General features: G+C 65.7%; 15 protein-coding genes. 3 read left to right on the top strand and 12 right to left on the bottom strand.

Annotated features, from left to right (window positions below):
* Nucleotides 1-3 precede the first annotated feature (3 nt).
* From ACQR0Z_RS29485 to ACQR0Z_RS29460, 6 genes are all read right to left on the bottom strand, one after another.
* Nucleotides 4-1,236 carry a carboxylate-amine ligase gene (locus tag ACQR0Z_RS29485; RefSeq protein ID WP_434861763.1) on the bottom strand — a complete coding sequence of 411 codons (1,233 nt, stop codon included), beginning with the start codon at nt 1,234-1,236 and terminating at the stop codon, nt 4-6.
* Between the two features lie 31 nt (nt 1,237-1,267).
* Nucleotides 1,268-3,040 (bottom strand): N-acetylglutaminylglutamine amidotransferase, encoded by a 1,773-nt coding sequence (locus ACQR0Z_RS29480; RefSeq protein ID WP_434920945.1) that lies wholly within the window; start codon nt 3,038-3,040, stop codon nt 1,268-1,270.
* A gap of 23 nt (nt 3,041-3,063) precedes the next feature.
* On the bottom strand, nt 3,064-3,891 hold the full coding sequence (locus ACQR0Z_RS29475; RefSeq protein ID WP_434920944.1) for a class II glutamine amidotransferase: 828 nt from the start codon (nt 3,889-3,891) through the stop codon (nt 3,064-3,066).
* Between the two features lie 131 nt (nt 3,892-4,022).
* On the bottom strand, nt 4,023-4,229 hold the full coding sequence (locus ACQR0Z_RS29470) for a hypothetical protein (protein ID WP_434920943.1): 207 nt from the start codon (nt 4,227-4,229) through the stop codon (nt 4,023-4,025).
* An 80-nt stretch (nt 4,230-4,309) separates the two neighbouring features.
* On the bottom strand, nt 4,310-5,086 hold the full coding sequence (locus ACQR0Z_RS29465) for a succinate dehydrogenase iron-sulfur subunit (RefSeq protein WP_434921047.1): 777 nt from the start codon (nt 5,084-5,086) through the stop codon (nt 4,310-4,312).
* Between the two features lie 89 nt (nt 5,087-5,175).
* A complete protein-coding gene (locus ACQR0Z_RS29460) occupies nt 5,176-6,057 on the bottom strand; it encodes a LysR family transcriptional regulator (protein ID WP_434920942.1) in 882 nt (293 codons plus the stop codon).
* A gap of 110 nt (nt 6,058-6,167) precedes the next feature.
* Between ACQR0Z_RS29460 and ACQR0Z_RS29455 the strand changes: the two genes are divergently transcribed.
* Entirely contained in the window at nt 6,168-6,587 is a 420-nt protein-coding gene (locus ACQR0Z_RS29455) for a CidA/LrgA family protein (RefSeq protein ID WP_434920941.1), read from the top strand.
* Complete coding sequence (locus ACQR0Z_RS29450) at nt 6,562-7,272, top strand: LrgB family protein (RefSeq protein ID WP_434920940.1); 711 nt, start codon at nt 6,562-6,564, stop codon at nt 7,270-7,272. The genes ACQR0Z_RS29455 and ACQR0Z_RS29450 overlap by 26 nt, the downstream gene beginning before the upstream one ends.
* Nucleotides 7,273-7,277: 5 nt before the next feature.
* Here ACQR0Z_RS29450 and ACQR0Z_RS29445 read toward each other — a convergent pair whose 3' ends face one another.
* From ACQR0Z_RS29445 to ACQR0Z_RS29420, 6 genes are all read right to left on the bottom strand, one after another.
* Nucleotides 7,278-8,108, bottom strand: a complete 831-nt coding sequence (locus ACQR0Z_RS29445) for a type 1 glutamine amidotransferase (protein ID WP_434920939.1) — start codon at nt 8,106-8,108, stop codon at nt 7,278-7,280.
* 36 nt (nt 8,109-8,144) lie between these two features.
* Nucleotides 8,145-8,978 (bottom strand): hypothetical protein, encoded by an 834-nt coding sequence (locus ACQR0Z_RS29440; protein WP_434921046.1) that lies wholly within the window; start codon nt 8,976-8,978, stop codon nt 8,145-8,147.
* Between the two features lie 175 nt (nt 8,979-9,153).
* Nucleotides 9,154-10,005: a dienelactone hydrolase family protein gene (locus tag ACQR0Z_RS29435; RefSeq protein ID WP_434920938.1), complete on the bottom strand. Its 852-nt coding sequence runs from the start codon at nt 10,003-10,005 to the stop codon at nt 9,154-9,156.
* A gap of 89 nt (nt 10,006-10,094) precedes the next feature.
* Complete coding sequence (locus tag ACQR0Z_RS29430) at nt 10,095-10,499, bottom strand: hypothetical protein (protein WP_434920937.1); 405 nt, start codon at nt 10,497-10,499, stop codon at nt 10,095-10,097.
* Nucleotides 10,500-10,630: 131 nt separating this feature from the next.
* A complete protein-coding gene (locus tag ACQR0Z_RS29425; RefSeq protein WP_434879038.1) occupies nt 10,631-12,610 on the bottom strand; it encodes an SPFH domain-containing protein in 1,980 nt (659 codons plus the stop codon).
* Between the two features lie 178 nt (nt 12,611-12,788).
* Entirely contained in the window at nt 12,789-13,481 is a 693-nt protein-coding gene (locus ACQR0Z_RS29420) for an HAD family hydrolase (protein WP_434861774.1), read from the bottom strand.
* 106 nt (nt 13,482-13,587) lie between these two features.
* Between ACQR0Z_RS29420 and ACQR0Z_RS29415 the strand changes: the two genes are divergently transcribed.
* Nucleotides 13,588-14,280 (top strand): hypothetical protein, encoded by a 693-nt coding sequence (locus tag ACQR0Z_RS29415; protein ID WP_434861775.1) that lies wholly within the window; start codon nt 13,588-13,590, stop codon nt 14,278-14,280.
* Nucleotides 14,281-14,392: the final 112 nt, after the last annotated feature.

Genomic DNA, 14,392 nt, shown 5'->3' with positions numbered 1-14,392 from the left:
CACTTACTGCGCCGGCTCCACCGGCGCCTGCGAGCGCGGCGGTTCGGCACGCGAGACCGTCGCGGCAGCGATCCACTGCGTCACGGCCGACAATTGCCCACCGGACTCGCGATAGGCCTGCAGCTGATAGTCGGCCGAGCTGCCGAACTGCATGATGGTGCGGCAGCGCTCCACCTCAGCCAGGCAGCCAAGCGCCTCTGCATGCTCGGCGACATCGACGATCATCCGGTTCAGGATCTCCTGGCCGGTCACCGGACCGTCCTCGGTGACGAACAGGCAGTCGGTGCCATAGCGCTGCGCACGCCATTTGTTCTCGACGGCGATCGCGCGCTCGACATTGCCGACATCGTCTGCGCGTTCCGGATGGAGGTCGAGATAGCGCGCCAGCGAGCGATAGAGGGAGGCGACCGCGACGGCGTCATCCACCGACGTGCAGACGTCGGGCGCGCGCAGCTCCAAGGTCGGATGACGCAACGACGGCCGCATCGCCCACCAGACGTGGCTCTCGTCGGGCATCACGCCCGATTTCGTCAGCGCCGCAACGTAGCGATCATAGTCGCGCTTGCTGGTGAACAGCTCCGGCAAGCCGGTGCGCGGCAGCTCGTCATAGGCCGCGAGACGATAGCCCTTCAGCCCGGTCTCGCGCGAATTCCAGAACGGCGACGACGCCGACAGCGCGATGAACACGGGGATATAGGGAATCATTGCGCGCATCACCGCGAAGCGGCGCTCGGGCTCCGGCAATTGGACGTGCACGTGCATGCCGCAGAGCATGTTGCGCTGGCCGACGATGCGCAGGTCCTCCATCATCTCGGCGTAGCGCGGCTTGGGACTCGGCTGCGAGCTGCGCCACGTCGCGGTCGGATGCGTCGAGCACGCCAAAATCGTCAGGCCGTACTGAGCGGCCACATTGGCGACCTCGCGCCTGAGAAATTTGAGTTCCTCCCGCGCGTCGCCGACGTCGACATGGACATTGCTCGCGACCTCGAGCTGCGACTGCAGCATCTCGCGCATCGCCTGTCCGCCGGTCGACCAGTTCGCCGCTTCGAACAGATCGTCGGGCGTGCGGATCGTGACATCCAACGTCCGTGCATCGACCAGGAAGTATTCCTCCTCGATGCCGAAGGAATATTCGGTGATGTCCTCGCCGCCGGTGGCAGAGCGGATGACCAGCCGGCGCTCGTCGTCGCTCAGGCCAAGCCTGAGCCGTTCGAGAATTTTCGGATCCAATCCCATGTGATCAATCCTGTCAGACTCAAATGCCGTTTCAAATGCTGTGGGTCTGCAGCCAAGCCTCCAGCAGGGCGGCCTGCCACAGCCGTGAATGTCCCTTCGGGCTCATCTCGGCTTCGGGATTTTGCAGCATGTGGTCAATGAAATCGCGCTGGTAGATTCCGCGTGTTCGCGCCTTCTCGCTCGTGAGCGTGTCACGAACGTAGTCGAGGAATGGTCCGCGCAGGTACCGCAGCGACGGCACGGGAAAATATCCCTTCGGACGATCGATGACCTCCGCCGGAACGCAGCGGCGCGCGGCTTCCTTCAGGATGTGCTTGCCGCCATTTCTGACCTTCAGCTCGGCCGGGATGCGCGCGGCGAGTTCGACCACCTCGTGATCGAGGAACGGCACCCTGGCTTCGAGTCCGAAGGCCATCGTCATGTTGTCGACCCGCTTCACGGGATCGTCCACCATCATGATCTCGGTATCGATCTGCAGCACCTTGTCGACGGCGGACGCATTGCTGTGATCGGCAAAGAATCGCTCGACGAAAGCAAGGCTCACATCGTCGCCGACGAGATCCGGCGCGAGCAGCCGCTCGAGATCCGAATGCTTCCAGTCGAAATAGGCGTTCTGATACTGCTCGACGGGGTCGTTCGCCGAGAGGAAGCCGGGATACCAGCTGTAGCCGCCGAACACCTCGTCGGCGCCCTGCCCGCTCTGCACGACCTTGACGCGCTTGGCGACCTCCGTCGACAGCAGATGGAACGCGACCGCGTCGTGGCTCACCATCGGCTCGGACATCGCCGCAATAGCGTGCGGCAAGGCTTCGAGCGCACGATTGCCGCCGATCCTGATCTGCTCGTGGTTGGTGCCGAATGTCCGCGCGATCACGTCGGAATAGCGGAACTCGTCGCCGCTGTGGTCGCCGACGGACTCGAAGCCGATCGAGAACGTCCGGATGTCGCCATGCCCGAGCTTCGACAGCAGCGCGACCAGCAAGGAGGAGTCGAGGCCGCCGGACAGCAGAACGCCCACCGGCACGTCGGCGACACGGCGGCGACCGACGGCAGCCGTCATGGCGTCCAAGACCGCGTCCGACCATTCCTCGTGGCTCATGGCGCGATCGGTCGGACGCTGCTCGCCGACATGGAACTTCCAGTACCTTTCCGAGCGCTTCGTGCCATCGGGTTCGATCGTCACCAGCGTGGCCGGCGCGAGCTTCTTGACGCCATTGAGAATCGTCCGCGGCGCCGGAACCGCGGCGTGGAAGCTGAAATAGTGATGCAACGCCGTGCGATCCAACGACGTATCGACGTCGCCGCCCGCGAGCAGCGCCGTGAGCGACGAGGCAAAGCGGAAGAAGCCCGGTCCTTCGGTGTAGTACAGCGGCTTGATGCCGAGGCGATCACGCGCGATCAGCACACGGCCACTGTCGCGCTCCCACAGCGCGAAGGCGAACATGCCCTTGAAGCGCTGCACGCAGGCTTTGCCCCAGGCGTGGTAGGCCTTGAGGATGACCTCGGTGTCCCCATCCGAGAAGAAGCGATAGCCTTTGGCCTGCAGCTCGGCGCGCAGCTCGCGAAAATTGTAGATGCAGCCGTTGAAGGCGATGCCGAGTCCCAGCGCCGCATCGATCATCGGCTGCTGCGCGGCAGCGGAGAGATCGAGGATGCTCAGGCGCCGGTGGCCGAGCGCGACGCCGCCCTGCACGAAGAGTCCTGCCGCGTCGGGTCCACGCGCCTGCATGGCATCGTTCACGCGGCTCAGCGCCGCGAGCGACGGCTGGCCTGAGAACCTGATTTCACCACAAATGCCGCACATCGCGGACCACCAACTCCGTTGTCCTATGTACCTCCGACAACCCTCTGTGATCGCTTGTGTTCCTGGTCAAAACCGACGGCACCTGCGACAAATAGCGGAACGATTTCGGCCGGCCGGGACGCGCGCGCGACCAATACGTGGTCGGGCGGGACCTCGATCCAATCCGGCTCCTTGTCGTAGGGCTCGGAGACCGCGATCACCTGGTCGCCGTCCTCGCGGTAGTACAGAGAGTTGGCGCGATCGTTCGCCGCGAAGCGGAACGCGTAGAGATCATGGCCGTTCGAGAGCGCCGACGTGAAGCGCAGATGCTCGCGCAGGCCGTCCTCGTTGACGAGCTGGCAGAGCGCGCGGAGCACCTTGCGCGTCGCGCCGATCGGATCCTGATCGATGCCGGCGCCGACGATGGCGAGGAACACCGCTTCCGAATCGGTCGTGCCGAGCCGCGACGGATAGAGCGCATCCGGGATCATCGCCTCGACCTTGCGGCGCAGCCTGTTCCAACTTCCAACGAAACCGTTGTGCATGAACATCCAGCGGCCGCAGGCGAACGGATGGCAATTCTGCCGCGTCACCGCCGTGCCCGTCGCCGCGCGCACATGCGCGAAGAACAGATGCGAGTGCAGGTGGCGGCAAAGATAGCGCAGATTTTCATCCGACCACGCCGGTCGTGTCTCGCGATAAAGCCCGGGCTCTGGATGGTCGCCGTACCAGCCGAGACCGAAGCCGTCGCCATTGGTGCCTGCCGTCGATTCGAGCGCGCGGATGCTCTGGGTCACCAGCGAATGCTCGGGCTCGGTGACGTAGTGCTCGAACGAAGTCCGCTCTCCGCGGTAGGCGATCCAACGACACATCCTGCCCCTCCGGATGGATGAATGGATTTCAAGATGCGCGTCTGACGGGGCGCACTTGGCGAGGGATGCGGAAACGCGTCAGGCGCGCGCGAGTTCCCGCGCGCGCATCCTCGAAAGCGTCGAGACCGCGTTCAACCCGTCGGGCTGGGGTTGGAGTCACCCGGCTCCGGAAGCATGCCGGTGCCGGGCGTTTTCTCCTCATCGGTCAGATCGGGCCGTGCGTGTGGGCCTGCGGGCGGAAGCGTCTCGTCTGCTGACTGCTTTGCCCGACTGCCACCGGCCGGCTTTGACCGATTGTCGGACTGACGATCGGTCGTCTCGCGATCATCGTCGCTCATCGAATGTCCTGTCGGTTGAAAGTCATCAACGGCAATGTTGGACGCAACGACCAACGGGCGAACGCAAGCGCGGTTGCTGCTCACATCTTGCGCGCGACCAGCTTCATGCGCAGCTCGGAGATCGCCTCGCCGGGATTGAGCCCCTTCGGGCATGCCTTCGCGCAGTTGAGGATGGTGTGGCAGCGATAGAGCCGGAACGGGTCTTCGAGGATGTCGAGCCGCTCACCGGTGGCTTCATCGCGGCTGTCGTTGATCCAGCGCGCGGCCTGGATCAGCGCGGCGGGTCCCAGGAAGCGCTGCGAATTCCACCAGTAGCTCGGGCACGAGGTGGAGCAGCAGGCACAGAGGATGCACTCGTACAGGCCGTTCAGCTTGTCGCGGTCTTCCTCGCTCTGCCGCCACTCCTTCTGCGGCGTCGGCGTTTTCGTCTGAAGCCAGGGCTCGATGACCGAAAGCTGCGCGTAGAAATTGGTGAGGTCCGGAACCAAGTCCTTCACGACCGGCTGATGCGGCAACGGCAGCAACTGCACGGCGCCGTCATGGTCGCTCATCGACTTCGTGCAGGCGAGCGTGTTCTGGCCGTTGATGTTCATCGAGCACGAGCCGCAGATGCCCTCGCGGCAGGAGCGGCGGAAAGCGATCGTCGGATCGATGTTGTTCTTGATCCAGATCAGGCCGTCGAGCACCATCGGCCCGCAATCCGACGTGTCGACATGATAGCTGTCGATCTGCGGATTGCCGCCGATGTCCGGATTCCAGCGATAGACGCGAAATTCGCGCAGCGTGACGCTCTTCGGCTTCGGCCAGGATTTGCCCTCGATCATCGCGGAGTTCCTGGGGAGCCTGAAGTCGGCCATCATGAGCCTCCGCGGTCATTGGATCGCGACCAACCGCCCGCCTCACCGCACGTTCCTCCATTGGATGAGCGACATCGTCGCGGCGCGGTTCACCCCTCGCCGCGCTCGCGCACCAGCTTCAGCCAGGCTGCGGCGGCTGGCGACAGATAGGCGCCGCGCCGCCAGGCCATCGCCAACGTCCATTCTGTTTCGGGCTCGTCGAGCAGCACGAGGCTGATCGGCACCTGCGTGCGCTGGGTTGCGATCATGCGCGGCAGGAACGCGACTCCGAGGCCCGCGCCGGCGAGCTCCGCGATGAAGTCGATCTGTGTGCTGCGCGCAGCCACGATCGGCTCGAAGCCGTTGCGGCGGCACGCCTCGCGGAGGATGCGGTTCAGCGCGAAGCCAGCCTCGAACAGAACGAACGGTGTATCGCGCAACTCCGCGAGCGTGATGGTCTCGCGCTGAGCCAGCGGATGATTCACGGCAATCAGCGCCATCAACGGCTCACGGCGCACGATCTGGGCGGCGAACTCGTCGGCGATCGGAGGCAGCAGACCGGCGAAATCGATGTCGCCGGCGGCGAGCAGTTCGCTGAGCCGGTCGCTGCCGTGCTCGACAAGCCGGATCTCGATGTCGGGATAGAGCTGGCGGTAGAGCGCAAACAGCGGCGCAAACAGCGTGCTCGAACCGATCGGCGGCAGGCCGAGGCGCAGCACGCCGCGCTTCAATCCACGGAGATCTGCAAGCTCCGCCTGCAGGTCGTCACGCTCAGCCAACAGCCGGATCGCGCGGCGGTAGACGATCTCGCCGGCGGCGGTCATGCGGCTCTTGTGGCCAAGCCGGTCCAGCAACGGCAAGCCGAGTTCGTCCTCCAACTGCTTGATTGCCTTACTGACGGTCGACTGCGTGGCAAACACCACCTTGGCGGCTTGCGAAAATCCGCCCTGGCGGACCACCTCGACGAAGGTTCGGAGCGCTTTAAGTTCCATAATGGGACAGAGTATTCCATTCCTGACTTAAATTCATTCATTCAATTCATTTTGTACATGCTGCATTGCGACATATCCTTTGCTGCAGCAAGACCACCCGGACCCCTACAATGACGCACCGCAACATCGCCCTTCCCCTTCGACGTTTGCTCCGCCGTAACCGGCTGGTGCAGATCGGTCTCCTCGGATTGTTCTGGGCCGCGGGCGAGGCGCTGGCACGGGCCACCGGCCTGCCGCTGCCCGGCGGTATCATCGGAATGGCGCTGGCGCTCCTGCTGTTCCTGGCGGGCGGGCTGAAGGTCGCGAACATGAAGCGGGGCGCCAATTGGATGCTGGCCGAGATGCTGCTGTTCTTCGTGCCGGCCGTGTTGGCGCTGCTCGACCATCGCGAGCTGTTCGGCCTGCTCGGCCTGAAGATCTTTGCCGTGATCATCGTGAGCACCACGGCCGTGATGTGCGTGACGGCGCTGACCGTCGACCTCTGCTACCGCTGGACCGAACGTCATGACACTGCCCGTGCTGTGGCGTGAGCCGCTGGTCCAGGCTGCGGTCTGGTCACTGGCGACGATCCTGCTCTATCTGCTGGCGAAGCGCATGCACCGGCGCTGGCCGCGCTGGTGGCTGATGCCGCTCGCGGTCGCACCGGCGCTCCTGATGATCGCGGCGCTGGCGCTCAACGTCTCCTACCGCGACTATATCCGCGGCACGCATTGGCTGGTGGCGCTGCTCGGGCCTGCCACCGTCGCCTTCGCCGTGCCGATCTATGAGCAGCGCGCGCTGATCCGGCGCCGCTGGCCGCTGCTGCTCGCCGGGATGATCGCGGGCAGTCTGACCGCGGTCGCCACCAGCTGGGCGCTGGCCTATCTGCTCGGCATCGACGGCGAGCTGCGGCTGAGCCTGTTGCCGCGTTCGATGAGCACGCCGTTCGCGATGGAGGTCTCCGGCGAGATCGGCGGCAGTCCCGACCTCACCGCCGTGTTCGTCGTGCTCACCGGCATCATCGGCGCCGCCGTCGGCGACATCGTGCTGGCACGGCTGCCGCTGCGCTCGACGCTCGCCAAGGGCGCGCTGTTCGGCGTCGGCGCACACGGCGCCGGCACGGCGCGGGCGCATCAGATCGGCCGCGAGGAAGGCGCGATCGCCGGCCTCGTGATGGTGCTGGTCGGGCTGATGAACGTGGCGCTGGCGCCGCTGATCATTCAGCTCATGAAGTAGCGATTTCAGCGCCGCGCCAGCGAGCCGATCCAGTTGCTGATCTCGGTCTGGCGCAGCCCATCGTTTGCGACGTCCTGATCGAGCCCGAGTCGCCAGAGCAGATCGCGCCGCGCCCGGTCGTGATGCAAGGTCGCGAGATCGGCGGCATAGCGTTCGAGTTCGGCCATGTCGGCGAAGAAGCCCTCGTCGACCAGCGGCTGGCCGATGCGTCTGATGACCCAAGCGACGTCCTGCAGGCTGAATTCCGGGTGATACTGTACGCCCCAGAACCGGCCGCGGCCGATGCGGATCTCCGCGGCCTGCACTTCGCTGAAGGCATTGCGCGCCGTCACCGTCGCATCCGGCGGCAGCGTCGTCACGATGTCGCTATGGATCGCCGGCGCATCGAACACCTCGTTGCGCGCCGCGTGCAACGGATGACCGCGGCCCGCCTCGGTCAGCATGATCTTGCGGGCAAAGGCCACCTCGCGGCCGGCCGGATTGAGCGAGACTTGCCCACCGGCCGCAACGGTCGCGAGCTGCAGACCCCAGCATGAGCCGAACATCGGCACGCCCTGCGCGAAGATCGTTCGCACCAGCTCGATCTGGCGCAGGGCCTCCGGCTCGCGCTGATAGATGTTGAGCGCCGAGCCGGTGATGACGATGCCCTGATAGGCGTCGATCGGCTGCGGCAATGTCGCATCGGCATCGGCCGGCGTCGCGATGTCGACCTGAGCATCCGGTGCCAGCGCGCGCAGCACGTCGGCATAGCTCTCGGATGGCGTATGTCCGGCGACCTCCGCCCAGCGGCGGCGGCCGGCCAGCGAGTTGCCTTCGAGAACGAGCAGTCTCAGCACGCCATCAATCTCCGAGTTCTCATCGCTCGCGTCGCCTTACTGCTCATCCAGGACCCCGCGCAAGAACTGCGCGCTCCGCTCCCGGACCTCGGGGCGGTTCAGGATGGTATGGACGTCGGCATCGATCACCATCACCTCCGCTTTCGGATCATCCTTGAGCGCCGACGCGCACGAGCCGGTCACGGCGCGGTCCTTGTTCCAGGGATTGGCGGCCGAGAAATACGGATCGCGCGCCGAGATCGCATTCAGCACCGGCTCCTTCGGCCCGATGCCGAGCCGCGGCGCGGTGACGAAGTAGTTGTCCTCGCAGGACCAGGAATAGATCAGCCGCGCGGCGACATCCTTGCCGGCGTAGCGGCCGACCGCCACCGAGCCCTCGCTGGTGCCGCCGATCACGACGCGCTGACGGTCGACCCAGCTCCAGTCGCGCGCGGACTTCAGCGCATTCTCCAACTCGGCCAGCCGCAAGGCGTGGACGCGCTCATAGGTCGCGACATCGATAGGGGACGTGTAGGTCAACCGGCCGGGGATCGCGAGACTGTCGGGCGCAACGGAAGCCGCGCCGAGCTCGTCGGCCAGCCAGACCTGAAACTCCTTGATCGCCGGCGCCACCCCGCTCGAGCCGTGCATCACGACAACGAGCGGCGCGATCCCGATCACGTCCGGCGCATCCTCGGCATGCCCTTCCCAGCGCCGCCCGCCCGCCAGCGCCGCCGGCAGAACGAGATTGGCCTTCGCCCAGGTCAGCGCGAGGTTCTCGGACGATGGCTCCAGCACCGCGCCCTTGGTCTCCCCGGGCTTGTCGGCGGCGAGGACGACCGTGGCGAACAGCAGCGCCGAAGCGGCCGACAGACAACGGAACAGGATCATCGCCAACAGAACCTCTCGCAGGGGCGCAAACGCAGCACGCTCGCAGCGTGATCTCACGACATCGAGACCGGCACAAGCGGATGGTCGCCCGAACCCCGCGGGGCGCCCATGCAGTCGCGCCGCGGATCCGGTGTCCGCCAGACGTCGCGGCATCATTCGGTGATCGATGGTGGGATCACGGCTTGCCAAGATGAGCTGCCAGAAAATCGTGCATCTCCGCGGTCGAGCGCGCCGTCGCATCCGGATCGTATTGCAGCCAGTGGCCGAAGTAGGACCGGCCTGGCCGGGGTGTATCGAAGGCATGATAGGCGCCAGGATAGACCTCGAGCTTCACGGGGGCGCCTTTATCGGGGCGCAGCGACATCCATTGCTGGCAGTCCTGCGCCGGCGTCCAATCGTCCTTGTCACCGATCAGGATCAGCGTCGGCACCGCCAGCCATTTCGACGCGCTACCGCATCGGGGATAGTAGGCGACAGCGACCTTGAAGGTCAGGCTCTCGGGCACGTCATAGATCTTCACATCATGCGTCGAGGCGAGTCGCATCGCCGCGATGCCGCCTTGCGAGGAGCCGACGACGCCGATGCGCGTTCGGTCCACGAAGGGAAGCGAGGCGAGATAGGCGATTGCTCCCCAGGCATCGGCCTGCCGATCAGGCGCTGGACGCGTGCAGGCATGCGCGAGCCCGCGGGCGCCAAAACTGTCGACAGCGAGCGCGACATAGCCCCATCCGGTCAGCATCCGGGCGAAACGCTGACGCGTCGGCTCGCTGAGCCCGCCACATCCGTGCAGATACACGATCGCCGCGAACGGACCATCGCCGGAAGGTTTCGACAGATAGCCGCCGATGGCCTGAGCAGAAGTACCCACCATCTCGCCACGCTCCAGGGCCATCCGCTGTTGAAGCTGGCCGATGATATAGGGCGCGGAGTTGAACGTGACCGGCGCGTCGAAGGTCTGAGCTGCGGCACGCTGCGGCAGCCAAACCAGAGCGATCAGAAGTGCGACGCTCAACCCGAACCGAGACATGGCGCGCAAGCCCTCGTGAGACCTGCTGCAGCATAGGTGCGATGGACGCGAGAATCCATCGTGATTGGTGAGCGCGCACACTTCAGATGTCATGGACGCCGGCGCCTGCCACGCAGGTGACGCAAGTGATGACGCGGGGTCATTGACCCGTGCAGGAAGCGGCTCGGCACGCGATGCGCTGGACTCGCCCCTTCCAGCGCGCTGCCGCAATCGGGAACGAGATGCAGCCGCGGCCGGGTCGAGGACGACTGCAGCATCTCCCGGCGGGTTTCGTCCACAGGATTGTAAGGATCCCGCGGGGTCAGCACCATCAGCACGGCTCTGAGACCTCTCAGGATCGCCTTCATGGCGCGAGACGGCCGTGCCGAGCGATGCCGGCTCAACTCGCGCGCGTGGTGCCCGCGCGGTTCGATCGCCGATGCGGTGTCGCCGAACGGCAGCATCACGCGGAGCGGCTGTTCCGACGGGCCGGTTGCAATCAACATCTTGCGCATGCGTCTCACCTTCGTGTCGTGGCGGCCGAAGCATCGACCGGGTTCGATCGACCATTGCGCCGAGCGCGGTGACGGCGAGCTGTTGCCGGATGTCAGCCAGATGTCAGCTCGCCGCCGCATTTGTTCCAGTCCTACTGCCGCGTGGCGCGCGGAGCTTCGCGCTTCAACTGCTCCAGCGCCTCCGGCATCATGCGGCCGAACATCGAGCTCAGCATCGCCGTCGGGATCAGGCCGGAGTTGCCGCTCTCCTGCCCCGGCCCGCCGGACATCAGGAATTGCGGCACCAACGGCTGGTTGATCCGCGTCAGCGCCTCCGCGAACTTCGCGAAGTTCTGCTCGGCCAGCCTGAACTCCGGCCCGCCATAGGCATCGACCGCGAGCTTGGTCGCCTGCGCGTTGGCCGCACCGACCGCGAGCGCGCGATCGGCCTCGCCCTGGCCTTCGAGCCGCGACTGCTCGCCGACGGCGGCTGCCGTCACCTTGCGGGTCTCGGCATCCTTCTGCGCGCGGGCGAGCGCAGCGGCGCCCTCGTTCTCGTTGACGCGGATCTGGATCAGCGACTGCGTCAACGCGGCCTGTGCCGCAGCCGTCGCCTTGGCTTCGTTGAGCGTGCGCTCCTGGATCGCGGCCTTCTCCTGCTCCTGGAAGGTCTCGACCTGCTCGCGTGCGACCTGGCGCATGCGCAGCTGGATCAGGATGTTCTCGATCGTCTGGTCGCCGGGCGCCGCGCGCGGCGTGCCGATCAAGACCTCCTGCAGCTCGAGCGAATAGCCCTCGAACTTCACCTTCATCTCGGCCGCGGATTCCTCCTGAATCGCGGCGCGGTTCTGCAACAGCTCGATCAGGGTCATCTTCTGCGCGACGTTCTTGAAGAACGCCGACACCATCGGGTCGAGCGTCTGCTCGACCAGCTTCTTCACGTCGCCGAAGCGCTGGATGATCATCGGGGCCTTCTTGTAGTCGATGTGCATCACCACCGAGAGCGGCAGGGTCGGCTCGAACGCGTCCTTGGTGATCAGCGAGATCTCCGACAGGTTCTCGTCGAGCTTCATCGCGCCGACCTCGCCACGCACCCATTTGAGGATGAAGTTGACGGTCGGGATGATCTCGATCTTGCCGGCATAGGTGTTGAACGCGTATTTGCCGGGCAGCAGCGGATCCTTCCAGACGCCGCGGCCGCCATTACTGACGAGCTCGCCATGGCGATAGGTCTCGCCGGAGACGTCGGCCATGCGCGGCCCCGTGTAGAAGATGACGACGCCGACATTGCCGACCGGGATGATGGTCTTCGGCACGTTCTCGACGGTGGCAAACAGGCGGTTGATGTACCAGGTGCCCTCGACGATGACCTGCAGCTGACGGCCGCGATGGCCGCCGGCGGCGAGAAATTTCTCCGGCTCCTGGAAATTGTTGTGAAAGGTCGGAGCATCGTGCAGCTCGGTGCCGACCTCCGGCGCGATGATCTCGCCGGGAGGCAGCGACGGGCCGTCATGGACCGTGACGATGCCGACCAGGTCATGATCGGCCGCCAGGATGACGGGCGTAAAGCCCCAGCGCTCGGCGATCGTCAGCTGCATGGCGTCGAGCACCACGCGCTCCTGGTCGCTCAGCGCGTGGCCATAGACGCGTTCGTCGGTGATGATCGCAAACTGCGTGGTGTTGATCGCGTAGGTGCCTTCGCGCAGAATCTTGCGCTGGGGGCCCTTCTGACCGCCGGCCAAAAGAAAGCGGCGCGCATCCTGGAAGTCGCTGTTGTCCTCGCTGTCGTTGGCGCCCAGCACCTGCGAGGCGCCGAGCGGCGCGCCGTCGCGGGCAAACACATAGGCGATCTTGCCCTGGCCGACCGTCACGAGATCGGACGTGTGGATGCGGTACATGAACGGAAAGAACAGGTGCAGGCCGCCGCGCAGCACCTCCGGCTCGAAGCCGGCCTCGCCGTTCAGCGCAATGAAACCGTCGGCGACGGAGCCGCGGATGCTCCACAGTTTCTCGACGATGCCGACCTGGTTGTTCGGGATGTAGCGGATGACGTTGGAAAGCTTCAGCAGTGCAAGCAACGCAATGATCGCCCCGGCCGCGAGGGCCGGCTGGACCAGAGTGGTGATGTCCATGAGGGGTCTCCAAGTCGCGCAGGGCCGGGGCGGCTGCTGCCGCCGCGCTGTCACCGCGCGCGATCATGCCGATCGATGTCGGCGGGCGAGAAGCTAGACCTCTTGCGGATTTTTCAAAGACCACCGTCGCCGAAATATTTCGCCTCCCAACGTTGAACCTGCGCCGCGATACCGCGACTCAGTCGCCTTTCATTCGCTCTCGTACCAAGGCGATCAGCTCCGGCTCGTCGAACCCCGCGGCGGTCATCGCCGCGCCCGCCGCCATCAGATCGTGGTGCGGAAGATTGGTGCGCATGCCCACGGTGACGATGCCCGCCCTCGTCGCCGCTGTGATGCCGGCGCGCGAATCCTCGAACGCGATTGCATCTTCCGGCGCGGCATCGACCGCGCGCAGGCCCTCGAGGTAGGGCAGCGGGTGCGGCTTGCCGTGGGGCAGCTCGTCGCCAATGATGACGGCGCGAAAGCGCTTCGCGATGCCGAGCCCGGCAAGGATCATCTCGGCATTGGCGCGCGGTGCGTTGGTCACCGCTGCGACGGGAATCCCTTCCGCGTCCGCCAAGTCGAGCAGCGCCATCAGTCCCGGCAGCGGCTGCACCTCGCCGGCGGCGAGACGACGAAACACCGCCTCCTTTTCCGCCATGATTTCGACGCGCCGCTCCGGCGGCTCACCGGGAAGAAACTCCGCCCCGATCGACGCGTTGGAGCGTCCGAGGAGTTCGCGTGCCGCCCGTGGACGGTCGAACACGTGGCCGCGCGGCCCGAACACCGCGTTGAACGCCTCGATATGCAACGCATCGGTGTCGGCAAGCGTGCCGTCGATGTCGAACAGCAACGCCTGTTGCCGTCTCTTGATAACGCCTCGCATCAGCAAATTGACCTCAACTCATCCGGATATTGTCGCGATCTGATCCAACTCTCGACCAGAGCGGCTGTCGTTATTCCCTAAACGGCGTGAAACCGCGACGGGGGAAATTGCGATGATCGGCCAGTTGAAAGCAGTGCCTGCCTCGACGTCGACCAGCCTTAGAGCCAGCCTTGGTGCTGCAGCGCTGATCTCGCTGCTGTCGCTTACGACGTCCGGCGCCGCGGAAGCCAGCACGGACATGGTCAACGGCCAGTACTGCAACGATCTCTGCAAGGCCTACATGTCCTGGTCCAATCGCGTGCTCGCCACCACCCAGCCGCTCTATGCGCGGCCGCAGGTGCGGGTCGCAGTACCGCAGTCCACGACGCCGAAGAAGATGGAGCGGGCCGAGAAGCTCGACAAGCCGGAGCGCGCGGCGCCGAAGCCGCACCGGCCGGCCAACCTCAACTCCTTCGCCCAGCTGCCCGCCGGCAGCCATGCCGCGCAATCGGCCATGGAGCCGCCGCCAAGCGACCTCGCCGCGGCGGACGAGCCCGCCGGCACCGCGATGGGACGTCCGTTCGCAGCAGACCCGCTGCCGCATTCGGCGATCGCCGACATGCGCCGCGCGACCGATGCCGCCGGCCTGCGGATGGTCTCGATGACCGAGCCCGGCGCCGGGCCGACGACGGTCGGCGAGGCCGGCGGGAGCCAGCGCTCCCGGATGCCCTCGCTCTGGATCCTGCTCGCGGTCGGCGCGCTGATCGCCTATTTCGGCCATGGCTGGCTGAAGCGCCGGAACGCCCTCGCCGGGCCGATCGACTGAGCCACAAGGCCGCCGGCGCAACGCCGCGGGAACCATTCCGGACAATTTGATCATCCGCCGGAGGCTGCGACAGGCCGCTCGGTTGAACTGACAGCCCCGTTTCTCTATGCGT

It is taken from the genome of Bradyrhizobium sp. HKCCYLS3077 (assembly GCF_051167555.1).
Lineage (GTDB): Bacteria > Pseudomonadota > Alphaproteobacteria > Rhizobiales > Xanthobacteraceae > Bradyrhizobium.
Note: the sequence above shows the minus strand (reverse complement) of the source record. Positions and strands in the feature narration are given on the sequence as shown.